The 22,247-nt window shown below is 58.7% G+C and carries 16 protein-coding genes; 2 read left to right on the top strand and 14 right to left on the bottom strand.

Annotated features, from left to right (window positions below):
- Window positions 1-29 precede the first annotated feature (29 nt).
- From QZ516_RS03030 to QZ516_RS03080, 11 genes are all read right to left on the bottom strand, one after another.
- Window positions 30-572: a response regulator transcription factor gene (locus QZ516_RS03030; protein ID WP_365332740.1), complete on the bottom strand. Its 543-nt coding sequence runs from the start codon at window positions 570-572 to the stop codon at window positions 30-32.
- A complete protein-coding gene (locus tag QZ516_RS03035) occupies window positions 556-1,824 on the bottom strand; it encodes an ATP-binding protein (RefSeq protein ID WP_297186025.1) in 1,269 nt (422 codons plus the stop codon). Before QZ516_RS03035 ends, QZ516_RS03030 begins: the two co-directional genes overlap by 17 nt.
- Before the next feature lie 267 nt (window positions 1,825-2,091).
- Window positions 2,092-3,402 (bottom strand): HAMP domain-containing sensor histidine kinase, encoded by a 1,311-nt coding sequence (locus tag QZ516_RS03040; protein ID WP_297186027.1) that lies wholly within the window; start codon window positions 3,400-3,402, stop codon window positions 2,092-2,094.
- Window positions 3,386-4,072 carry a response regulator transcription factor gene (locus QZ516_RS03045; protein WP_297186029.1) on the bottom strand — a complete coding sequence of 229 codons (687 nt, stop codon included), beginning with the start codon at window positions 4,070-4,072 and terminating at the stop codon, window positions 3,386-3,388. Before QZ516_RS03045 ends, QZ516_RS03040 begins: the two co-directional genes overlap by 17 nt.
- On the bottom strand, window positions 4,066-7,221 hold the full coding sequence (locus tag QZ516_RS03050; protein WP_297186031.1) for an efflux RND transporter permease subunit: 3,156 nt from the start codon (window positions 7,219-7,221) through the stop codon (window positions 4,066-4,068). Before QZ516_RS03050 ends, QZ516_RS03045 begins: the two co-directional genes overlap by 7 nt.
- Complete coding sequence (locus QZ516_RS03055; RefSeq protein ID WP_297186034.1) at window positions 7,214-8,386, bottom strand: efflux RND transporter periplasmic adaptor subunit; 1,173 nt, start codon at window positions 8,384-8,386, stop codon at window positions 7,214-7,216. Before QZ516_RS03055 ends, QZ516_RS03050 begins: the two co-directional genes overlap by 8 nt.
- Window positions 8,383-9,774: a TolC family protein gene (locus tag QZ516_RS03060; RefSeq protein ID WP_297186037.1), complete on the bottom strand. Its 1,392-nt coding sequence runs from the start codon at window positions 9,772-9,774 to the stop codon at window positions 8,383-8,385. Before QZ516_RS03060 ends, QZ516_RS03055 begins: the two co-directional genes overlap by 4 nt.
- A 94-nt stretch (window positions 9,775-9,868) precedes the next feature.
- The gene (locus QZ516_RS03065) at window positions 9,869-10,159 is read right to left on the bottom strand and encodes a DUF3240 family protein (protein WP_297186040.1); all 291 of its coding nucleotides are present in this window, start codon (window positions 10,157-10,159) and stop codon (window positions 9,869-9,871) included.
- A complete protein-coding gene (locus QZ516_RS03070) occupies window positions 10,156-13,275 on the bottom strand; it encodes a CusA/CzcA family heavy metal efflux RND transporter (RefSeq protein ID WP_297186043.1) in 3,120 nt (1,039 codons plus the stop codon). The genes QZ516_RS03065 and QZ516_RS03070 overlap by 4 nt, the downstream gene beginning before the upstream one ends.
- Entirely contained in the window at window positions 13,275-14,408 is a 1,134-nt protein-coding gene (locus QZ516_RS03075) for an efflux RND transporter periplasmic adaptor subunit (protein WP_297186045.1), read from the bottom strand. The genes QZ516_RS03070 and QZ516_RS03075 overlap by 1 nt, the downstream gene beginning before the upstream one ends.
- The gene (locus tag QZ516_RS03080) at window positions 14,405-15,673 is read right to left on the bottom strand and encodes a TolC family protein (RefSeq protein WP_297186048.1); all 1,269 of its coding nucleotides are present in this window, start codon (window positions 15,671-15,673) and stop codon (window positions 14,405-14,407) included. The genes QZ516_RS03075 and QZ516_RS03080 overlap by 4 nt, the downstream gene beginning before the upstream one ends.
- Before the next feature lie 173 nt (window positions 15,674-15,846).
- On the opposite strand from QZ516_RS03080, the gene QZ516_RS03085 reads away from it, so the two are divergent.
- Entirely contained in the window at window positions 15,847-16,518 is a 672-nt protein-coding gene (locus QZ516_RS03085) for a response regulator transcription factor (protein ID WP_297186051.1), read from the top strand.
- A 45-nt stretch (window positions 16,519-16,563) separates the two neighbouring features.
- Complete coding sequence (locus tag QZ516_RS03090; RefSeq protein ID WP_297186052.1) at window positions 16,564-17,844, top strand: HAMP domain-containing sensor histidine kinase; 1,281 nt, start codon at window positions 16,564-16,566, stop codon at window positions 17,842-17,844.
- Between the two features lie 8 nt (window positions 17,845-17,852).
- Here QZ516_RS03090 and QZ516_RS03095 read toward each other — a convergent pair whose 3' ends face one another.
- The 3 genes from QZ516_RS03095 to nhaD form a co-directional block, all read right to left on the bottom strand.
- Window positions 17,853-18,725 (bottom strand): universal stress protein, encoded by an 873-nt coding sequence (locus tag QZ516_RS03095; protein WP_297186054.1) that lies wholly within the window; start codon window positions 18,723-18,725, stop codon window positions 17,853-17,855.
- Window positions 18,725-20,218, bottom strand: a complete 1,494-nt coding sequence (locus tag QZ516_RS03100; protein WP_297186056.1) for a SulP family inorganic anion transporter — start codon at window positions 20,216-20,218, stop codon at window positions 18,725-18,727. The genes QZ516_RS03095 and QZ516_RS03100 overlap by 1 nt, the downstream gene beginning before the upstream one ends.
- A 534-nt stretch (window positions 20,219-20,752) precedes the next feature.
- Window positions 20,753-22,204, bottom strand: coding sequence for a sodium:proton antiporter NhaD (gene nhaD / locus QZ516_RS03105; RefSeq protein ID WP_297186058.1), 1,452 nt, complete (start codon window positions 22,202-22,204; stop codon window positions 20,753-20,755).
- Window positions 22,205-22,247: the final 43 nt, after the last annotated feature.

Here is a 22,247-nt window from a genome sequence, read left to right on the forward strand (position 1 = left end):
GGATAGCCAGAAACAGGTGATCGGGACAGCTATTGTTTTACTGGACGTTTTTGCAGTTTGCGCTGCAGGGTGCGGCGGTGCATGCCGAGACGGCGAGCCGTGGCGGAAATATTGCCGGCATTTTCTGCCAGAACCCGCTGGATATGTTCCCACTCAAGACGTTCCACCGAGGGCGGATCTTCGCTGATCCCGGTTGCCTCGGGGATGGCATCGGTATCGAATGCCGCGAGAATATCCTCCACCGAGGCGGGTTTGCAGAGGTAGTTCAGGGCCCCCAGCTTGATGGCTTCCACCGCCGTGGAGATACTGGAATAGCCAGTGAGGATCAGCACCTCGAGCTGGGGGTTGATCCGAATCAGCTGCGGCAGCAGGTGAAGACCTGACTCAGACTCCAGCTTCAGGTCTACCACGGCCCGGCGGGGGTTGTATTGCCGGCACAGGTCAAGGGCCTCGGCGGCATTGCCGGCGGTGAGCACCTGATAGCTGCGGCGGGTCATGGCGCGCCCGAGAATACGGGTGAACGTGGCATCATCATCCACGATAAGCAGATAGTGATTATCGGGCATGAGCATCCTGTATCGGCAGAATCACTTTTGTCTCACTGCCGGATTCCCGGCCGGGTTTGATGTCGATGGTGCCGCCGTAGCGTTGCAGTGTGGCCTGGGTCAGAAACAGCCCAAGCCCCATTCCCTCTGGCTTGCTGGAGGTAAAGGCTGTGCCGAGTCTGCCCCGCAACTGTGGTGCAACACCATCACCATAATCCCTGATACAGAGTTCAATTTGCTGCCGATCCCAGCGCACCTGTATAGCAATTCGATCCGGACTGGCATCGGCCGCATTGTTGAGCAGGCTGGTCAGGGACTGGGCGATGGTCGGGTGAAGGCGAGTGTGAATATCCGGCAGGTTATCCGGATAACGGATGTTGGCCTGTACGCCGGGACGCATCAGCTGCCAGCGTTCGAATAACCTGTCAAAGTAATGTCGCAGGGCGATTTCTTCGCCGCCGTCTGCGGTGCCTTCCGCAGTGGCTACCAACTGCTTCAGGGTAAGTCGACACTGTTCAATCTGCTGCTGCAAGATGTTCAGGTCATCGTTTGAACCGGATTGGTCTGCCACCATTTCGTCCACCAGGATCTTCATGGTGTTGAGCGGAGTTCCCAGTTCATGGGCCGTGCCAGCGGCCAGTGAACCGATGGCCAGCAGCTGTTCATCGCGCAGCTGGTTTTCCCGCTGTGTGGTCAGTTGTTCCTCCTGCTGTTTCAGGGTGCGGGCCATACGGGTCACAAAATAGGTAATCAGCCCCGCGCTGACCGCGAAGTTAAGCCACATGCCAAGAATATGCAGATTGCTGACGCCGTCGTGATGATGGCCCGGCGCCAGGGCTGGAATGGGCAGGTAAAAGTTCAGCAGCCAGCTGTAGGCCGCCAGTGACAGCAGCGTTATGGTCCAGGTATAACGCAGGGGCAATGTGGTCGCCGCAATGCTGATGGGCACCAGATAGTAGGAAATGAACGGGTTTGAGGCGCCGCCACTGAAAAATAACAGTCCGGTAAAAAACAGGATGTCCACCAGCAGGTGGCAGAAAAATTCCAGTTCGGTAATGACCGGGTAACGGAAGGTGCGCCACCAGGTGGTGGTAATGACAATGGCGTAGAGAGCAAGAATGGCTCCCAGGATCAGTATGGGTAAACCAATATCCCGGATCTGACTGAAAAAAAGCAGGGCCAGAATCTGGCCCCCAAGAGCGATGTTGCGAATGACGCTCAGCTGGCGCAGATTTTGCCGCGCTGCCGAGTGTATGAATGAATCAAGGGTAGTGACCATGACCGGATATTACCAGAATGGTCAGGTTACTAGTGCAGAGTTGCTGTCAGATGAATATTCCGGCCTGCCTTCCGGGAATTTTTTCAACAGTACAGGCAGGTTCCGCTTCATGAGCCAGTTCTCCAGAGATAGTCAGAGTGGCCAGTATGTTACTTTTTCCGGGCGCAAATGGGGATGTGGCAAATTGTCGCACTTGCTGGCTTGCGGCCATCAATGGCGGGAAGGTGTATGCCTGCAATTCATCGCTGTTCATCCCTGTGAGGCGTGTTAGAGTTCGGTGTTGCGGCGGTGTTGGTGATGTGCCACCGTCACCGTGGCCCGGCGCATGCCTTTATGCCATTCATTCACATAGGGCCAGCCCAGTTTTGCATTGAGTTTTCGGATCAATTGCAGGCCCAGCCCAAAGCCCAGATCATCCGTGAGCTGGGTTGCATCGGGTTGGCTGTTAGTGACGATGATCTCATTATCTGTCTGGGCAATGACGATCTCGCCTTCCCAGGTGTGTTGGAAGGCATTGCGGATCAGGTTGCCCAGTACGATCCGCACTGGTTGCTCCGGCAGGGGCTGGTGGCAGGGCATGGTTTCTACCCGCAGGTTGATCTTCTTATCCTGTAAGAGATAGCGGCTCTCTTCCACCAGCTCGTTAATCATTTGATCGAGGCACACCTCTCTGAGGGGTAAAGTGTCTGGCCTCTCCTCCCGGCTCAACCACAGCAAGGTCTCAGTGAGGTGTTGCATGGTTGCGCCAGCTCGATCAATACGCTCGAAAGCTTTCTGTTCAGCGGGAGATAGTGCCTGGCCGGGATGATTGCGGAGTTTATTGATGAGTTCCACGTTATTGCGGATGACCCCGATGGGGGTACGCAACTCATGGCTGGCGTGACGCAGGAAAGCGTGCTCCCGCTCCAGGCTCTGTTGTACGGAAGACAGGCTGGTACGAATCAGGCTCGCCATGTCATTGAGTTCCGGGTAGTGGAAATCCGGAAGCGGCTGATCGAGCTTTTCGGCATCCAGCGTACCAGTCCACTGGCTGAGTGCCTTCACTGGCCTGGAAACGCGGCGCAGGGTCAGCCATACCACTAACCCCAGGGCGAACACACTGCCAAGACTGATTAGCATCAGGGTTGAGCGACTTTCCTGAACATTGCGTTTGACCAGTTCGGATACCATGGCTCTGGACAGTTGGCGGCTGACGAACAGCTGGTCTTCGCCCTCCCGGTACAACATGGCGAACGAGACGGTATCAGGCGGTGCCGACCACCCCTCCTTCTCAAGCGCTTTGTAAAGTTTGCTCGGCTGCTGCGGCTCGGACTTGATGGTGTTGATAATGGTGGCCGGTTGTGCCTGCCACTGTCGACTTACGCTCATATCGCTGAGCCGGAGAATGACTGCCCGCTCCATATTGTTTGCGGCCTTTGTGTATTTAACGGCTACCTGCTCCATCTGACTGGCGATAATATTGTCCATGCCTCTGATAAAGTAGTAGCCGGCCAGTTTCGAGTAGCCGATCACCAGCAACAGCCCGACGCTCAGGACAATGGTGGCGACAAACCATCGCAGGCTAGTGCGGCGTTTCATGCTTTGTCTCCCTGAGGACAAAACCGAATCCGGGGACTGTGTGGATCAGGGGCGATCCGAAACCGGAGTTCACTGCTTTGCGTAAATTGAAGATGTGAACCTTGAGGCTGTTGCTGTCGGGTATGTTGTCTCCCCACAGGCTCTCTTCCAGCGCCCGGCGACTCACCGCTTCCGGTGAGGCGCGCAGTAGTTTTTCCAGCAGGCGCCAGCTGGTGGGAGAGAGGTGCAGCAGGTGCCCGTCCCTCAAGGCGGTGCGATCGGTGAGGTTCATTTCGAGGTCCCCACAGGTCAACCTTTTTATCTGGCCGCTGCGCCGTCGCGCCAGAGCGTGGCAGCGCACTACCAGCTCGCTCAATTCAAACGGTTTGACCAAGTAGTCGTCGGTGCCGGCCCGGAAACCCTCCAGTTTGTCCTCCAGCTGGTCCCGGGCGGTGAGCATCAATACCGGTTTATCGATACCCTCGGTACGGATCTGCTGGCAGAGGCTCAGCCCGTCCAACTTTGGCAGATTGATGTCCAGGAGAATTACATCGTAGTGCTGTTGGTGGATGAAGTGCAGGCCGGACATACCATTACTGGCGTGGTCACAGCGAAGGCCTTCGATGGCTAGGTACTCGACCAGGGTTTCCGCCAGATCCAGGTCGTCTTCAATCAACAGCAGGTTCAACATGGTGTGGTCGCCTCTTCGCGGTCCTTTGATATGACTGCCCGCCGCAGTCGACTTAGCCATTCAGCCATGTCGTGCTGGATGTGCAAGAGGGTGGGAATGAGTACCAGTGTAATCACGGTAGCGAACATAATGCCATAGCCCAGTGACACTGCCGCCGGAATCAGAAACTGCGCCTGGCGGGAGGTTTCACCCAACAGCGGCATCAGCCCGGCATAGGTGGTCAGGGAAGTCAGCAGCACCGCCCGCAGGCGACTTCGACAGGCGAGGCTGATCGCCTCGTGCAGGTGTTCACTGTCCGGTTTCAGATTGTTGAAACGGGATACCAGCAACAGGCTGTCGTTCACCACCACACCGCTCAGGGCGATGATGCCATTGAAGGACAGAATGCCCAGGGGTAGGTCATTGAGCCAGTGTCCCAGCACTGCGCCCACCACGCCGAAGGGGATGGCGGTCATGATCAGCACTGGCTGGATGTAGGAGCGCAACGGTACCGCCAGCAGCATGTAGATGATCAGCATCGCCAGCAGGAACATCTGTTTCATGGAGCTCTGGGTTTCCGCCTGCTCCTCCGCCTCGCCGGCGAAATGGATGTTCAGGGTGGGGAACTGCCGTTTCAGCTCCGGCACCAGTTGGCTGCGGAGACGAGTCACCAGTTCGGTGGAGGACAACAGATCCTTATCCACCTCGGCGGACAGGTACACCGCTCGCTTGCCATCGATTCGGGTGATGGCATCGCGGGTGAAACCGAAGCTGGTTTCCGCCACACTGGATAGAGGCACTACGGTGCCGTCCGGGGTGCGGACCCGGGCGTTAAGTACATCGCCGGGATTGCGGCGCTCGTTTTCCGGGTAGCGCACTTTTACTTCGATTTCATCGCGACTGCGCTGGTAGCGCTGCACCACCTGACCATTGAAGGCCTGCAATACCTGCATGGCGAGTTGATCGGTGCTCATGCCCAGCGCCCGCCCCTGTTCGGTGAGCACCAGGTTGAGCTGGGGCTGGCCGGGCTCCAGGTTGTCCTGAATACCACTCACCGCCGTGATTTCCGTCAGGTAGTCCTTCAGCCTGCCGCCGGCGGCGGTCAATACTTCGTCGTCACTGTCTCGCAGCTCGATACGCAGGGCATCCACCATACCTGGAGAGTTCTGGATACGCAGGGTGTTGGCGCCCTCCAGCTCACCCACCTGTTGCTGCCAGCGTCGGGTAAAGGTATCGATATCGTAGGGGGCATCGTCGCGCAGCTCGACGGTTACCTGGCCGGACTGGTCAGCCTCCGAGAGCACCTGGAGATTGGCGATGCCGTTGTCAGAACCACCGGACAATTCCCGATTCACCAGGTAGGCGGCGGCTTCCATCTGGTTCAGGTTGGCATGGGTCTGGCCAAAGCTGGCGTCATTGCGCATGGTCAGCTGCGCTCGCACGGTATCACCGGGAATGTGCGGGAAAAAACTCAACCGCACCACGCCGGTGAACGGCATCGACATGACGCCGACAAACAGTGCGATAAACAGCACCAGCACCCCGTAGCGGTAGTTCAGTGTCCACTCGATCAGCGGCCGGTAGCAGCGCTCGCTGAACCAGTTCATCCCGGCGTCGGCACCGTGTTGAATCCGCTGCCAGCCCCGCAGCAGGACGTTCTTTGGATTGCCGCGATGGGTATTGAGGTGTGCCAGATGTGCCGGCAGGATCAGTTTTGATTCCACTACCGACAACACCATGCAGATGGCTACGACCACTGCAAACTGGGCATACAGTTGTCCCAACCGCCCGCTGATATGGGATAGCGCGTAGAACGCCGCCACCGTGGTGAATACGCCGAACAGGGTGGGCACCGCGACCCGCATGGTGCCCTTGATGGTGTTGGCCAGGGTGTCGCCCTCACTGGCGCGCACCGTATAGATACTCTCGCCGACTACCACCGCGTCGTCCACCACAATACCCAGGGCCATGATGAAGCCAAAGGTGGTGAATTCGTTGAGCGATAATCCGGCAAAACTGTCGCCCATGAAATACAGGGTACCGAAAAAGATGAATGGCAGCCCCATAGCCACCCAGAATGCCACGGTGAGGTTGAGAAACACTGCTAGTAGCACAAAGACCAACAGGATGCCGGAGATGGCATTTTTCACCAGCAGTTGCAGGCGGTCGTTGATGGAGGTGCTGCGATCGTACCAGCTGGCCAGTTCCACCCCTTGCGGCAAACGATTGTTGTCCAGCCACTGTTGGATCACTGTCCTGGCGGCCACCACGGTATCGGAGATGTCATCCTGACCGGTGGTGATGACCTGCACGGCGATACTGTTGTGACCCTGGAAGCGGGACAGTGAAGCGCTGTCGTCATCGTAGGTGTCGAGAATATCCGCCACATCGCCGAGGCGGATATTCCGGCCGTCATTGGTGGTGAGCAGAGGAATGGCGGCGAAATCCTCCTTCATGTAGGCCTGCTTTGAGGCTTTCAGTTGCAGGTAACTGGACTCGTTGCTCATCACCGCGATCAGCGGGCTGGAGGAGTTGAGGTTAACGGCACTTTCCACATCCGAAAGGGACAGCCCGTAGGCCTGCAATTTGCCCTCGCTGATCTCGATGAACATCATTGGATCCAGCCAACCTGAGATAGTGGCTCGACTTATGTCCGGGTGGGCCACCAGATCTGCCTTCAGGGCATCGGCCAATTGCTGGAGGCTGTGACGGTCCGTATCACCGTAAAGCTGCAGCCACAGCGAATGCTCCTCCCGCTCCGCCTTGCTGATTACCGGTTTCTTGGCGTCCGCCGGAAATGTGGAGATGCCGTCCACCTTGGCTTTGACGTCCCGCAGCAGGGTGTCCAGATTGTAATCCGCCTGTTTTTCCACGGTGACTGTTACACCGCGACCGGTGGAGCTGCTGGTGATGGCCTTGATCCCGGTGACATTTTCCAGTTGCTCCTCGATCTTGATGGCCAACCCTTCTTCGGTGAGTCTGGCGGAGCCGCTGTCGTAGAATACGGAAATATTGATGCTGTCCGGCTCCATGCTGGGGAAAGCTTCCTTGCGCAAGGAGCCCGCCTGGAGAATGCCCAGTGCAACGATCAACAGCATCAACAGGTTCGCCGCTACCGGGTTGGCGGCGAACCAGGGGATGATGCCGCGGGGGCTGATGTGATCAGTCATTTCCGGTCGCCTCCACTGGATTGACCAGCATGCCCTTCAGGTAACTGTTGAGGGGATGACTGAGCACCTGAATTGGCGTACCCGCCAGGGTTTTGGGTGCGCGCACATAGATATGCTCGCCGTCGTTGAACAGTGGATCGGTGGCGAAATGGTCCAGCTGTTCGTCAGTGTCAACAAACCAGATTTCACCCCGTTGGCTGAGGGCGGAGCTGGGTAGTTGCCACAGGCCATCTACCTGATCACCGACAAGGCGCGCTTTCAGAAAGGTGCCGGGCAGCAGCGGCTTTTCCAGCGTCAGCGGCTGGTCCACGGCCACTACCAGCGAGCGCTGGCGGGTCGTACTGTCAAGGTGTTGTTCGGTGCGCAGTACACGGCCTTGCCACTGCTGGCCGTTTTCAACGCCTGTCAGGGTTACCGGCCAGGCGCCGGACAATAATCGATCCCCGTCAGGCAGATTTTGCCAGTCCCGGGCGGGCAGAGACAGAGTGATTTCTACCCGGTCGCTGCTGTAAACCGTCGCCACCTGGGTTCCCGCCTGCAGGTAGCTGCCCGGGGCGATGTCGCGGCTTATCACCAGTGCGTCAAAGGGTAGGGTGATACGGGTTTGTGCCAGATCGTATCGAGCACTGTCCACCGCGGCCTGAGCATTGTCCAGCGCGGTACGGGCCGCAGCCAGCTGTGGTTGCCGAAGTACCAGTGGGGAATCCGGCTCTCCTTCAAGCCCCGAGGCGCGCCACTCCGCTTCGGCCTGTAGTGCCTGACGCTCCTCTTCCAGCAGGGTCACTCTGGCTTGTTGTCGTTCGCTTTCTGCTGCGGCCAGTGCGGCCCGATAATTGCTCGCTTCAATGCGCGCCAGTTCGGTGCCGACAGCCAGCCTGGAACCGACCTCGAAGCCCTCGGCCAGGTTCTCCACCCTGCCGGAAACCTCGGCGGTGAGTGTCAACTGGTAGTGAGTCTCGGCCGCGCCGTAAGCCATCATGGCGGCGGGGTAGCGAGCGGTGTTGACAGTGACCACCGAAACATCGGGGCGGGGTGTTTGGCGATGGATCTCGGGCATGGTGCGCGTTGCCTGCTGGCGCATGCCATACAGGCTGTAGAGGGCCACAGCGACCAGTACGAACAGGGCGGCACAGAAAATCAGCCATTGCTGGCGGGTTTTACTCATGGGGTAGCTTCCAGTCCGAGGGCCAGGCCGAGGTCGATGCGATTGGCCAGGCGGTTGTAAGTGAGGTCATCCAGGCGGGACTCCAGGTCATAGGTCTGCTGCTGGACGTTGAGCAGGTCGAGAACGGTCACCAGACCGGCGCGATAGCTGTTCTGGTATTGGGTCAGGTTATTGCGGGCACTGGCCAGTGCCTGTAAGACATGTTGTTGCTGACTTGCCAGCGATTGCTCAAGGCCCAGGGTATCGCCAACCTCTTTGATGGCGGTGAGCAAAGTCTGGCGATAATCCTGGTAGGCATAGGCGCTGTTCAATTCGGCGATGTCTACGGCGGCGCGCAGCTCGCCACCGCGATAAAGGGGGGCGGTCAGCTGGGCCAGCAGGGACCACACCGGATCGCTGAGAAGTGCCGCACTGGGGGAATCGGCCACATCCTGCAGGGCCGCTTGCAGGTTGATGCTGGGCAGCAGCGTCTTGTAGGCCACCCTGGTGCGCAACTGCGCGGATTCCAGGGCCAGATAGGCGGCCTGTAAATCCGGGCGCCGCTGCAGGGTCTGTTCCGGCAGGGCGGCCAGAGGTCTGATGACGGATGGGTAGTGGTCGGGTACGTTCAAGGGTTCACTGCGGTTGCGCCCCAGGGTAGTTTGCAGGGAGCGTCGTAGGGCAGCCTGACTCTCCCGGTAGGCAGCTAAGGTGGCTCGGGTGCTGGCGGCGGAACTGCGGGCGCTATCCAGGTCTTCCAGGGTACCGAGGCCATTGCGGTAGCGCTGCAAAATAAACTGTTCATTTTTCTCCAGGGTGTCCAGGCGCCGCTGTTCGATGTCGATTGTGCGCTGCACGGCGATTAGCCCCAGCCAGTCCTTCATCACCTGGGTGGCCAGGGTATCCCGGGCTGCCTGGTAGAGGGCCTGCTGTTGCGCTACATCCACAAGGGCGGCGTTATCGCTGTCCGCCAGCTTGCGCCACAGGTCGAGCTCCCAGCTAATGGTGGTGGAACCACTGTATTGGCGTTCAGCGCCTTCCTCGCGGTTGGTGTTGAAGCCCCCGTCCACGTCCGGCAGGCGCGCTGCCCGGGTTTGGCGCTGTTCCGCCTGGCGGATTTGCAGGGTCAGCAGAATTTGTTGTAGCCCGGGGTTGGCGGACAGCGCCTCATCGATCAGTGCGGACAGTTCACTGTCGCCGATCAGGGCATCCAGAGACGGATTTTGTAATATTCCCTTGTTCTCGGCCTGCCAGGCAGCCACCTGACGGGTTTCCTGTTCGGCCCGGGGCAGGTAGTCCAGGTCTGTCTGAGTGGCGCAACCCCCGAGGAGCAATAACAGCAGGCAGCACGGTACCCGGACAAGTCGGGTACTTCGTGACGGATTCCGGTGGTCCTGGTCTGCGATCATCGCTGTACTCTCGATAGAGCCGCACCGATCGACGCGGCAGTTAGCAAGAGTGTATGGACGATGGGGTTAACGGGGGGTTAACGTGCCTCGGGGGTTATAAATGGCCGCTGCGTATTACTGATAATTGCCAGTAATGAATACCCTTGCCGACTTCTTCGGCGAGTCCGGCGATCAGATTATCCACCTGTGGCTCAGGCAACAGGATTTCAAACTGCACCCGCTTCCGGCGTCCGCTCACCTGTTCGGCAATGGAGAGACGGCCCTGCTCACCGTGACCGTGTACCGGGTAGGAGGTAAAGCCGCCTACCTCTTCCCGTGAAAGTAGGTAGTCCACCAGCTCCTCTTCCAGTTCGGGGGTGATGTTCAGTACCAGCAGGGTGTTCATACGGTTTCTCCTGACAAGTTGTTGTGGCCAGTGCTGTGAAAACGCCGATAGATGACCGGCAACAGGAACAGGGTCAGCAGAGTGGAGCTGATCAGCCCTCCAATCACCACGATGGCCAGGGGCTTTTGTAATTCAGAACCGGGCCCGCTGGCTGCCAATAGAGGTAACAGGCCAAAAGCGCAGGTGCTGGCGGTCATCATCACCGGGCGCAAGCGCCGCAGTGCGCCCTGTTTCACCACATCGGCCATGGGCAGGCCCTTCGCTTGCAGGTAATTGAAGTGGGACATCATCACCACGCCATTCATCACCGCGATACCGAGCAGGGCGATAAAACCCACCGAGGCGGGAACCGACAGGAACTGGCCGGTGAGCCACAGGGCCAACAGGCCGCCGGTGAGCGCGAAGGGAATGTTGGAGAGAATGATGGCGGTCTGTTTCAGGGAACCGAAGGTGATGAATAGCAGCAGGGCGATCAGGCCCAGTGCGACTGGCACCACCAGTGCCAGTCGGGCGGCCGCCCGCTGCTGATTCTCGAACTGGCCACCCCAGGCCAGGGAATAGCTCTGGGGCAGATCGATATCTGCGGCGATGGCGGCCTTGGCCTCATCGACGAAGCCCACCAGATCGCGGCCCTCCACATTGGTGCGTATCACTGCAAAGCGCTGGCCGGACTCGCGGGAAATCCCAACCGGTCCTTCGATGCGGCGGATATCTGCCAGCTCTGCGAGAGGAATGGTGCTGCCATTGGCCAGGTTAATACGGCTCTGTTGCAGTTGCATCACGCCGTCCCCCTGGGATTTGTGATAGCGCAGCATCAATGGCACCCGGGCGGTGTGTTCGATAATGTTGCCCAGGGGCAGCCCCTCGATCTCCGCCCGCAGGCGGTTCTGCAGGGCTTCCACGTCGATGCCCAGCATGCCGGCCCGTTGGCGATTGACGGTCACCTGCAGGTACTGGGCACCCTCGTTAATGGTGGCGGTGGTATCCACGGCGCCGTCGATGGTCTCCACCCGCGTGGAAATAGCCTGGGTCAGTTGGTTTAATGTGGCCAGATCCGGGCCGAACACCTTGATGGCGATGTCACCCCGCGAGCCGGTGAGCATCTCCGAGACGCGCATGTCGATGGGCTGGGTGAAGCCGTAGTTGATGCCGGGGAAGCGCTCCAGTACCGCGCGCAGTTTCTGCTCGATTTCCGCCTTGCTGTCGGCCTGCCATTCCGCCATCGGTTTCAGTTGCAGGAACACGTCGGTTTCGTTGAGGCCCATGGGGTCCATGCCAATTTCATCAGAGCCGCTGCGGGAGACGATGCGCTGAATTTCCGGCACATGACTCAGCAGTTCCTTTTCCACCTGTTTGACGATGCGGGTACTGTTTTCCAGGTTGATGGAGGGAATCGATTCCAACTGCACGATGATGTCGCCCTCGTCCATGGTGGGCATGAAGGTTTTGCCCACCAGCGGGAACACCAAAACCGATACCACCAGCAGTGCGGCGGAACCGCCCACCAGCCAGCGGGGTTTGGCAAGTGCCTTGTCCAGCAGTGGTTCATAGGCTCGCAGCAACTGGCGGCTGAGCCAGGGCTCGCGTTCGCTGCCCTTGCGGATCATGAAGGATGCCAGCACCGGGATGGCGGTGAGAGACAGCGCCAGGGATCCCAGCAGAGCGAACACGATGGTCAGGGTCACCGGGCCGAACAGTTTGCCCTCCAGCCCCTGCAGGGTCAGCAGTGGCAGAAACACGATGACGATGATGGCGACACCGGAGGTGACCGGCACCGCCACATCCTTTACTGCCCGGTAAATGATGTGCAGGCGGGGTAGGGGCGTGCCGCCGTTTTTCTGTCGCGCCTGCTGTTGGCCCTCTTGTCGGGACAGTGCCGAGACAATGTTCTCGACAATAACGATGGCGGAGTCCACCAACATGCCGATGGCAATCACCAGGCCGCCGAGGCTCATCAGGTTGGCGGACATGCCCATGCGGCCCATCATGAAAAAGGTGAACAGCGCCGACAGGGGCAAAATCATCGAGACAGTCACCGCGGCGCGCCAGTTGCCGAGGAATAGCACCAACAGGATCACCACCAGCACCACCGCTTCCAGCAGCGCCAGGCTCACTGTACCCACCGCCCGCTCGATCAGCACGCTGCGGTCGTAGAATACATTGATGGCAGTCCCCTCCGGCAGGCTGGTTTGCAGTTCTGCCAGTTTGTCCTGCACGCCGTCCACTACGTTTCTGGCGTTGGCCCCGCTCAGGCCGATCACCAGCCCCTGTACCACTTCTCCCTCGCCATTGGCGGTGACTGAGCCGTAGCGCTCCAGGCTGCCTAGGGAAATGTCGGCAATCTGGCTGAGGGGAATGGACTGGCCGAGGGCGTTGTCGAGGCGAATGGCCGCCAGATCCTCCAGGGAGGTGAGGGCACCGGCCACTCGTACCAGGATGGCTTCCTCGCCCTGATCCAGTCGGCCAGCCCCATCGTTACGGTTGTTGGCCTGCAGGGCGGCGACGATATCGGCGTTGGTTACCTGCATCTGAGCCATTGCCTCCCGGCGCGGTGCCACCTCATAGGTTTTGACAAAACCACCCAGCGCGTTCACGTCGGCCACGCCGGGCACCGTGCGCAGAGCGGGGCGGATGGTCCAGTCCAGCAGGTAGCGCCGCTGTTGCAGGGAGAGATTGTCGTTGTCCACGGTGAACATGAACATGTCACTGAGCGGTGTGCTCATGGGGGCCAGTCCCCCGCTGATATTGCCGGGCAGATCGCTCCAGATATTGTTCAACCGCTCGGTGACCTGCTGGCGGGCCCAGTAGATGTCTGTTCCCTCGGCGAAGTCCAGGGTGATGGCGCTGAGGGCGTATTTGGAAATGGAGCGCAGCACTGTCTGGTCGGGGATGCCGAGCAGTTCCACTTCGATGGGCTGGGTGATCAGTGATTCCACTTCTTCCGGTGTCATGCCCGGCGATTTGATAATCAGTTTTACCTGGGTGGGTGAGATATCCGGAAAAGCATCGATGGGCAGGTTCAGCATGGCACGGCTGCCGAAACCGATCAGCAGCAGAGTCAGTAAGCCGATCAACAATCGCTGGCTGAGGGAAAACTGAATCAGGCGACTCAACATTATTCGCCGCCTCCGAGTCCCAACTGGATACCTTTCAGCAGGGCTGTGCCCTCCACCACCAGCTCTTCGCCGGGGAAAATGCCTCCAGTAGCCAGGTAGTGATTGCCCATGGGTAACAGAGCGACGGCTCGAGCTTCAACGCCATTTTCACTGCGCACATAGATTGTGGTGGCGTTGCCGGAATGGGTTACCGCTGCAGCGGGCACCAGCACACCCCGGGCCAGGGGCGGCAGGGTCAGCATCAGGGTCTGGCCCGGCAGAGAGGTCTGTGGTTGTTCCAGGGCCGCCATGATATCCACCATCTGGGTGGTGGGGTTTACGGCGGCATTCTTGTATTTGAGGATCGCCGTTCTGTCTGTGTCAGTCAGTTGCAGACGGTCACCCACTTCCAGGCTTGCTGCCAGCACTGCGGGTACAGCGGCTTCGAGCCATAGCTCGGAGTCCGCCTGCAGGGTGGCGACCGGGGTGTTGGCGGGCACCGCCTGTCCGGCATTGAACAGGCGTTCACTGAGTTTTCCTGCAGCCGGAGACTTGATCGGGTATTCACCGGGTTGCCGCTTGCCGCTGGGCAGCTGGGCCAGGTCTGTGTCAGTAAACCCGGCCCTGGTGAGTTGTTGCCGGTGGGATGCCAGGGTGAATTCCACCTGCTGTAGACGGCGTCGGGTCTGTTGTAGCCGCTGCCTGGCGATGATGCCCTCCTTGAACAGTTCGTTATCACGGTCGAATTCATAGCGGGCCTGTTCCAGGTCGTGGTGGGCTTTCAGCCAGGATTCCTCCACGGCCATCAGGCCTGGACTACTCAGGGTGGCGATGGGTTGTCCGGCGCTGACAGCATCCCCCGGAACCCGGTGCCAGCGAGTCAGGGTGCCGCTGTAGAGAGCAATGGCCTGGGCGCTGTGTTCGGGGGAGTTGATGACCGTCGCGGGTATGCTGTTGCCGTCGCGTAAGTCGGCGCTGCGGGCGGGTTGGAAAACCAGCTTCATGCGGACCGCTTCATCCCGGCTCAGGGGGATGGCTTCTGCTTCCTCTGCGTTCACCTTGCCACCGGTCATCAGTGCCAGGGACAGGGCCAGTGGCAGGGCGAAAGAGAACCGATTGGTGGTCAGTTCCGACGGTTCCTTGGGGGATTTCATGGCAGTACTCCAACGGTTTGGTTGAATTCGGAGACCAGTCGCTGCTGATCCAGCTCGGTCAGTTGGTATCGCAGGCGACTCTCCCGGTACCGCTGCAGGGCTTGAATGGCGGGCAAAATGTCGGTTTCGCCCAGGGAGAAGGCTTTTTTTGCCATCTGCCAGTGCTGGCGATGCAGTGCCTGCTGCTCCCTGCCCAGCTCAAGGGAACGGCGGGTGGATTCCAGCTGGTGCTCTACTTCGTGCAGTTGTTGTTGCAACTGTCGGTGGGCCTGTATGACACGGACTTCCGCTTCCGTGGCGGCGAGGCGCGCGGCACTGCTTTTTGCGGAAATATAGTTGCCACCGCCGAAAGGCATGGTGATGGCGATGCCGAGACTGTCGATATCCTCCTCGCCACTGCTCCCGCGCTCCCGGCGCATGCCCATGAACAGGGTGGGGTTGCCGGCGCTATCGTGTCGCGCCAGTTGCGCCTGCAGTTGTCGGCTTTCCGCCTGATCCTGCAGGAAGCCCAGCAGAGGGTGCCCGGAGTCGATGGCCTGTCGTTGGCTGCGTTCTTCCGAGAAGGCCGCTGACGGGCGCAGATGAAGACCGGTGACTATCTGGTAATTGCGTTGGGCGTCCACCAGCGCCGCCTCACTGTCCAGCAACCGCTGCTCAGCCTCCAGCACCAGTCCCCGGCTTTGCATCAGCGCGGATCTGGCGATGCTGCCGGTATTGTGGAGGGTTTCGCTGATCCTGAGCAGTTCTCGGGTGTCATCCAGTGCCCGGCGAGCCTGGGCGAAGGCGATGTCGGTGCGACTGAGTTCGTGCAGGCTCTGGCGCACCAGCCCGGCGGTTTTCAGGGTCAGGTATTCCTGCCAGCTGTCGCTGGCCTGCCGGTATTGGTCGCCCAGGTTGGCATTGTCCCGGCGCTGTCCCCAGCGCCACAGATCCATTTCCACACCGGCCTCCATTTCCCGCATGCCCTGGTTGTCCGTCTGCTGGTCATCCCAGTAACCGGCGGTTGCCCTGGGACGATTGGCCAGCCAGTCGCCGGCAAAATGTTGTTGGGCCGAGGCCTGATCGCGGTAGGCGTTGCCCAAAGACTGTTCCGGGGCCTGCTCCATGGCGGCTCGAAACACCTCGGCATAGTCGAGGGAGTCGCTGCTTTGCAGGATGGCGTGTTCCGGCGATTCTGCCATTGTCCCGGGGGCTAAGAGCAGCACCGCCAGGCCGAGACCCAGGGACAGTCTGTTGCGAAAGGGATGTCGTTGGGAGCGTTTCACGGCCTTGTCATTCCTGTCAGTGAATCTGTCGGGAATGTTAGGGGGATGCTTGTCAAAATTATGTCTATATGAGCCCCGCTTTTGACAACTTTTTGGCAAAGGGATGGGGATACTGACGGTATCGATAACCAAACCCGCTATGATGGCGGGAATCGGCCTGGGCGGGAGGAACGATGAACATACTGGTGGTAGAAGACAACAGGGATATTGCAGAGAACATTGCCGATTACCTCGAACCCCGGGGGCACAGTCTGGACTTCGCCGCCGACGGTAGGCTCGGGCTGCAGCTGGCCCTCGACCACGACTTCGATGTGATCGTGCTGGACCTGATGCTACCGCGCATGGACGGAATGACCGTCTGCCAGAAATTGCGTGAGGCCCACCGGGCTACCCCGGTGCTGATGCTGACCGCCCGGGACCAACTCGATGACAAACTGGCCGGGTTTCAATCCGGTGCCGACGACTATCTGGTGAAACCCTTTTCCGTCAAGGAGTTGGAGGCGCGGCTCCACGCGCTGATCAAGCGTGTTCACCACTTCGGTGATGGAGCGGTTCTACAGGTGGCCGACCTGTCCTTCAACCAGCAGACCCTGCAGGCGAGCCGCGCCGGTATGTCGCTGGAGCTCAACCCCACCCAGCGCAAATTGCTGGAACTGCTGATGAAAAGCAGCCCGGCGGTGGTCAAGCGGGACCGGTTGGAGGAATTGATCTGGGGCGACCTGCCCCCCGACAATGACGTGTTGCGCACCCATATCTACAGTCTGCGCAACATCATCGACAAGCCGTTCGAAAGAAAGCTGCTGCACACGGTTCACGGGGTCGGCTACCGGCTGTCGGACACCTGACCGCTTCGCTCTCACTTTCACTCTCGCCGAGCAGGGTATCGTCACATGTACAGGAATAGCCTCAAGCGCCGCATTATTTTTACCACCGTCATTATCGTCACGGTGGTCAGTACCCTGTTTGCCGGATGCCTGCTGTTGATCAAGCAACGACTTGAGGAAACCACCTTTGGGCGACTGGTGCACGAGCACCTGGACATTCTGATCAACGAACCGGCGTCGGCAGAAATATTGTCCCATGCACTGTTCAATGAATGGCGTTTCTACCGGGGTGAGGGTGTGGCCAGGTTGCCGGAGTCCATACGGCAACTGCCCCCGGGTTCCTATCACAGCATTAATATTGATGACCGCTTCTACCATCTGCAAATTGAGCAGATTCCCGAGGGCAAGGTCTACCTGAGCTACGATGTCACTGAATGGGAGCAGCAGGAGCACGCGTTGCTGGCAACCCTGTTTTACGGCCTGGTGGTGGTGTTGATCGTAGCCGTGCTGATGGCCAATCGTTCCTCTCGGGTTATTCTGTCGCCGGTGAAGGCGCTGACCGCCCGCCTGACCAATATCGAACCGGGGGACCGCGGGGTGCGTATTGCCGGGGAATTTCGGGGCAGTGAAATCGGCCAGATCGCCTCGGCATTTGACAACTATTCCGCACGCCTGGATCAGTTTGTGGAGCGGGAGCGATCCTTTACCGCCTCGGCCAGCCACGAACTGCGCACGCCTCTGTCGGTGATGCTGGGGGCGGTGGACGTGCTCGACGCCAATGTGGATTCGCCGGTGGCGGAGCGCGCTCTGGGGCGTATCAGGCGCGCCTGCGGTGAGATGCAGGCCTTTATCGAGGCCACCCTGTTCCTGTCCCGGGAGGGGGGCAGCGGCATCAATCGGGGCGAGCCGGTCAACCTTCCAGACTTGCTGGAGGAGGTTGTAGATGACTACCGGGACAGAATCGCCGCAGCGGCTATTGAAGTGCTGGTTGAGGCATCTTCGCCAATGTTACTGGATGTGCCGGCAAGCATCGTCAAGATTACCCTCAACAACATCCTGCTCAATGCCATTGAGCACAGTGAAGGAGGTCGCATCCGGGTCGCGCTGAAGGACAGCCGCCTGACCATCGCCGATACCGGAGCGGGAATCCCCGGCGATCAGTTGCCCCACGTGTTTGATCGCAGCTACACCACCAAGCCCTCGGGCACCGGTATGGGGCTTAACCTGGTGAAGCGCATCTGCGATCGCTTTAACTGGCAGATCGAGATCGACAGCGAGCCGGGAAGGGGGACCACCGTTGTCGTGATGTTTCCCGATAACGACGCTACCGACAGCAGCGTGGCCTGATCAATGGCTCAACGCAGCAACAACAGCGGAATTTTTGAATTGATCAGCATCCGTTGGGTCACACTGCCAAACAGCAGTTCACGTATACGGCTCTGGCCGAAGGCACCCATGACAATCAATTCGATGTTGTTTTCCCGGCAATATTGCTCGAGTTGTGGCTGAACATTGCCTTGCAAGCCGGTGGAGACGACTTCCAGCCCGGCACCCTGCAATGTGGCAGCAGCTTCTTCCAATTGTGCGGAGGGAATATCCGCTGAATCGCTGACATGCACGATGTGGCAGGTCAGTCCCCGGTAAAGGGGGCTGAGGCTCACCATATCCAGTGCCTTGCGGGAGGCCTCGTTGCCGTCATAGGCAATCATGATGCGCTGTGGTGGCTGCTCGAACGGCCGGTTGACCACCAGTACGGGGCGGTGCATGGCGCGAATCAGGCTTTCCAGGTGAGCACCCAATTGTTTTTCCTGATGCTCGTGCTCCTCACCGCGAACGCCCACCACCAGTACCCGGATTTCTTCTTCCATTTCCATCAGGGTTTCTTCCAGGCTGCCGTGGCGCTGCAGGGTTTCCGGCGCGCTGCTGCCCATCGCTATTGCGCGCTGGTGGGCACTTTGCAACATCAGCTTGCCCTGCTCCAGTAGAATCTTGCTGCGGCGTTCTTCCATGCTGGTGAGTTCCTCCAGCAATTCCTCCCGGCTGCCGAGGCCGATACTGCCGCTGAGGTCCATCAGTGGCGGGGTCTCACGGTGCTCGATATTGTGCAACAGCTTCAGTGGTGCGCCGAGTTTTTGAGCTACCCAGCTGGCGTAATCCGTGACGGATTCCCGATAAATGGAGCCGTCAATACAGGCCAGAATGGTACTTCTGTGATTATTGTTATTCATTAATGTCCCCCGAGTACCTTGTCGATTTCTTCCGGCTTGTCAAACACACCAAAGCGGTCGACGATGGTGGTTGTGGCGTCATTGAGGCCAATCAGTTCCACTTCAGCACCATCGCGGCGGAATTTGATCACCACCTTGTCCAGTGCAGATACTGCCGAAATATCCCAGAAGTGGGCACGGCTCAGGTCGATGATGACCTTGTCCAGCGCTTCCCTGAAATCGAAACAGGCATTGAATTTATCGGCTGAGTTGAAAAATACCTGACCCACCACCCGATAGGTGCGAGTGCTGGTCTGGTCATCCAGTGCCGAGGTCACATACATGAAATGGCTGACCTTGTTGGCGAAAAACAGTGATGCCAGCAACACCCCGACCAGCACACCATAGGCGAGATTGTGGGTGGCCACAACTACCACGACAGTAGCCACCATCACGATATTGGTAGAGATCGGATGCTTCTTCAGGTCGGTAATTGACTGCCAACTAAAAGTGCCGATAGACACCATAATCATCACGGCTACCAGTGCCGCCATGGGAATAAGGGACAGCCAGGGGCCGAGAAACACCACCATGACAATCAGAAATGCCCCCGCAGTGAGTGTGGACAGGCGGCCGCGGCCACCGGATTTTATATTGATTACCGACTGGCCAATCATTGCACAGCCCGCCATGCCGCCCAGCAGACCCGCGCCGATATTGGCGATGCCCTGGCCCTTGCACTCGCGGTTTTTGTCACTCGGGGTATCAGTGAGGTCGTCCACAATGGTGGCGGTCATCATCGATTCCAGCAGGCCCACCACCGCCAGAGAAACAGCGTAGGGCAGCACAATTATCAGGGTGTCCAGATTGAGAGGGACATCCGGCCAGAGAAAGATCGGCAGCGTATCGGGTAATTGACCCATATCGCCCACCGTGCGGATATCCAGGCCAATCAACAGGGCGACACCCGTCAGCACCACAATACAGATCAGGGGTGAGGGGATCGTTTTGCCGATCACCGGCAGCAGCGGGAACAGGTAGATAATACCCAGACCGGCAGCGGTCATCGCATAAACGTGCCAGGTGACGTTAGTCAGCTCCGGCAATTGCGCCATAAAAATCAAAATAGCCAGCGCATTCACAAATCCGGTCACCACCGAGCGCGAAACAAAACTCATCAGGTTGCCGAGTTTCAGGTAACCGGCGGCAATTTGCAGCACCCCGGTCAACAGCGTCGCCGCCAGCAGATACTCCAGGCCGTGTTCCTTTACCAGTGTCACCATCAACAGCGCCATGGCCCCGGTGGCGGCCGAGATCATGCCGGGTCGACCGCCGACAATGGAAATGATCATGGCGATACAGAACGAGGCGTAGAGCCCCACCTTGGGATCAACCCCGGCAATAATGGAAAAGGCAATCGCTTCGGGAATCAGGGCCAGGGCAACCACAATCCCGGCCAACAGGTCAGCGCGGATGTTGCCCAGCCATTGTTGGCGGGTGGAGTGAAATAACATAACAATAATTCCTGGTGTTTTTTCGGGATAGTTCTTTTTTGGGATAGCTCATTCCTGAGGGAGGCAAAATGGCTCTACCCACTATTCGGGATCAAAGTTTTCAAGAAACAGAGGGGCGGTGGTGGTTTGCCAGCCGCCTGAAAAGCGCAGTGCTCGGTATTTCTCTGAGTGAAATGGGCTAATATCGCCCCGGGTATAGCGTGTGCAGATGACTGATAAGCGTAATGTCAGGGTGGCGTGGGTATCTGATTAAAACGCATTGGCTGGCCTGGTTCGAAGCGGGCGCGCATTATAGCGTTCTGTCAGGCATTGGCAATGCCTGTGTTGCCTGCTTGCCGGACAGCAATGCGTCAGCGGTACCAACCCGGTTTCACCCGGAATCTTGTCAGACAGTCCCGGAAGCCCCTCCGGCCCAGCGGGTCCTCAGGGCCGGAGGGTATGGTAGATCCTTCCTCGTGTAAGTGAACCTCGCGAAAGCGAATCCATTCGCCATTTCAGGTAGGCGGTTGTCGACCATAGTCCTCGACAGGTGGGTTATCCCATCACGTGAAAGCTGCCTGCGTTCAACCACATATGGGCGGCAATGCTGGCCGCGTAGCCGAGCAGAATTACCGGTGCCCATTTCAGGTGACCCATGAACGTATAGTAGCCCCGGGCCTGTCCCATTAATGCCACTCCGGCCGCCGAACCAATCGACAGCACACTGCCCCCGACACCGGCGGTAAGCGTGATCAGCAGCCAGTGGCCGTGGCTCATTTCAGGTTCCATGGTCAGTACGGCAAACATCACTGGAATGTTGTCGATAACGGCAGAGGCGAGCCCGAGAGAGATGTTTGCGTAGGTTGCGCCCAGATCGGTATACAGCGTCGTAGACAGCATATGCAGGTAACCCATATAGCCCAGTCCGCCGACACAGACCACGACGCCATAGAAAAACAGCAGCGTGTCCCACTCTGCTCGAGCGACCCTGCTGAACACATCAAACGGCACGACCCCGCCGAGGCGATTGAGCGCTTCCTGGTCACCTTGCTGCAAGGCCACTGCTCTCTTGTTCTCCAGGGATCTGGGCAGTGTGCGGCGCAGAAAATAACCAAAAAACTGCAGATAGCCCAGGCCGGTCATCATGCCCAGCACCGGCGGCAAATGCAGCAGACTGTGGCAAGCCACGGCAGAGGCTATGGTGAGCAGGAACAGGGCGATAATGCGGCGTGCGCCACGCTTCATTTCCACTGCTTCATAGACGGTGTCGGGTTTGTGCTGTTGCACAAAAAAACTCATGATGATTGCGGGGATCAGGTAGTTCACCAAGGATGGGATTAGCAGGGTAAAGAATTCATTGAATTTGACAATGCCCGCTTGCCAGACCATCAGGGTGGTAATGTCGCCAAAGGGACTGAAGGCCCCGCCGGCGTTGGCGGCAATCACAATATTGATACAGCATAAATTGATGAAGCGGCCGTTACCCTCGGCGACCTTCATGACCACCGCGCACATCAGCAGGGCTGTTGTGAGGTTATCCGCAATCGGAGAAATAACAAATGCCAGGCCGCCGGTTATCCAGAACAGCGACCTGTAACTGAAGCCTTTGCGTACCAACCAGGCCCGCAGTGCATCAAAAACGCGGCGCTCCTCCAGAGCGTTGATATAGGTCATCGCCACCAGCAGGAACAGCATCAGTTCGCTGAACTCCAACAGGGTATGACGAAATGCATCCCCTGCCTCATCTGGCATGCCGTTGGCAACATAGCTGATACCGATCAATACCCAGATAATGCCTGCGGCAACCAGCACGGGTTTCGACTTGCGCAAATGCAGTTTTTCTTCACCCATCACCAGAATGTAAGCCAGTGTAAAAACCACCAGGGCCACCAGGCCGGTCGTTGTGCCGGTTAGGTCGATAGGGCCCGCGGCGGCAAAGGCAGCGTTGGGAAGGAAAAAGAGCAACAGGCTGAATAGCAGTGATTTGACGCAAGCGGTCCGTGTCATGTTCAGGAATACCTCGGCATATGTGGCAATAGTGGTTGGGGTC

Origin of the sequence: uncultured Porticoccus sp. (assembly GCF_913061305.1) — a bacterium.
Taxonomy (GTDB): Bacteria; Pseudomonadota; Gammaproteobacteria; order Pseudomonadales; family Porticoccaceae; genus Porticoccus.

Coding starts and splice junctions, on each gene's coding strand:
- QZ516_RS03090 (WP_297186052.1), top strand. CDS start 16,564: ATGTACAGGAATAGCCTCAAGCGCCGCATTATTTTTACCACCGTCATT.
- QZ516_RS03060 (WP_297186037.1), bottom strand. CDS start 9,774: ATGATCGCAGACCAGGACCACCGGAATCCGTCACGAAGTACCCGACTT.
- QZ516_RS03065 (WP_297186040.1), bottom strand. CDS start 10,159: ATGAACACCCTGCTGGTACTGAACATCACCCCCGAACTGGAAGAGGAG.
- QZ516_RS03075 (WP_297186045.1), bottom strand. CDS start 14,408: ATGAAATCCCCCAAGGAACCGTCGGAACTGACCACCAATCGGTTCTCT.
- QZ516_RS03050 (WP_297186031.1), bottom strand. CDS start 7,221: ATGACTGATCACATCAGCCCCCGCGGCATCATCCCCTGGTTCGCCGCC.
- QZ516_RS03070 (WP_297186043.1), bottom strand. CDS start 13,275: ATGTTGAGTCGCCTGATTCAGTTTTCCCTCAGCCAGCGATTGTTGATC.
- QZ516_RS03040 (WP_297186027.1), bottom strand. CDS start 3,402: ATGAAACGCCGCACTAGCCTGCGATGGTTTGTCGCCACCATTGTCCTG.
- QZ516_RS03095 (WP_297186054.1), bottom strand. CDS start 18,725: ATGAATAACAATAATCACAGAAGTACCATTCTGGCCTGTATTGACGGC.
- QZ516_RS03100 (WP_297186056.1), bottom strand. CDS start 20,218: ATGTTATTTCACTCCACCCGCCAACAATGGCTGGGCAACATCCGCGCT.
- QZ516_RS03045 (WP_297186029.1), bottom strand. CDS start 4,072: ATGTTGAACCTGCTGTTGATTGAAGACGACCTGGATCTGGCGGAAACC.
- nhaD (WP_297186058.1), bottom strand. CDS start 22,204: ATGACACGGACCGCTTGCGTCAAATCACTGCTATTCAGCCTGTTGCTC.
- QZ516_RS03030 (WP_365332740.1), bottom strand. CDS start 572: ATGCTCATGCCCGATAATCACTATCTGCTTATCGTGGATGATGATGCC.
- QZ516_RS03085 (WP_297186051.1), top strand. CDS start 15,847: ATGAACATACTGGTGGTAGAAGACAACAGGGATATTGCAGAGAACATT.
- QZ516_RS03035 (WP_297186025.1), bottom strand. CDS start 1,824: ATGGTCACTACCCTTGATTCATTCATACACTCGGCAGCGCGGCAAAAT.
- QZ516_RS03055 (WP_297186034.1), bottom strand. CDS start 8,386: ATGAGTAAAACCCGCCAGCAATGGCTGATTTTCTGTGCCGCCCTGTTC.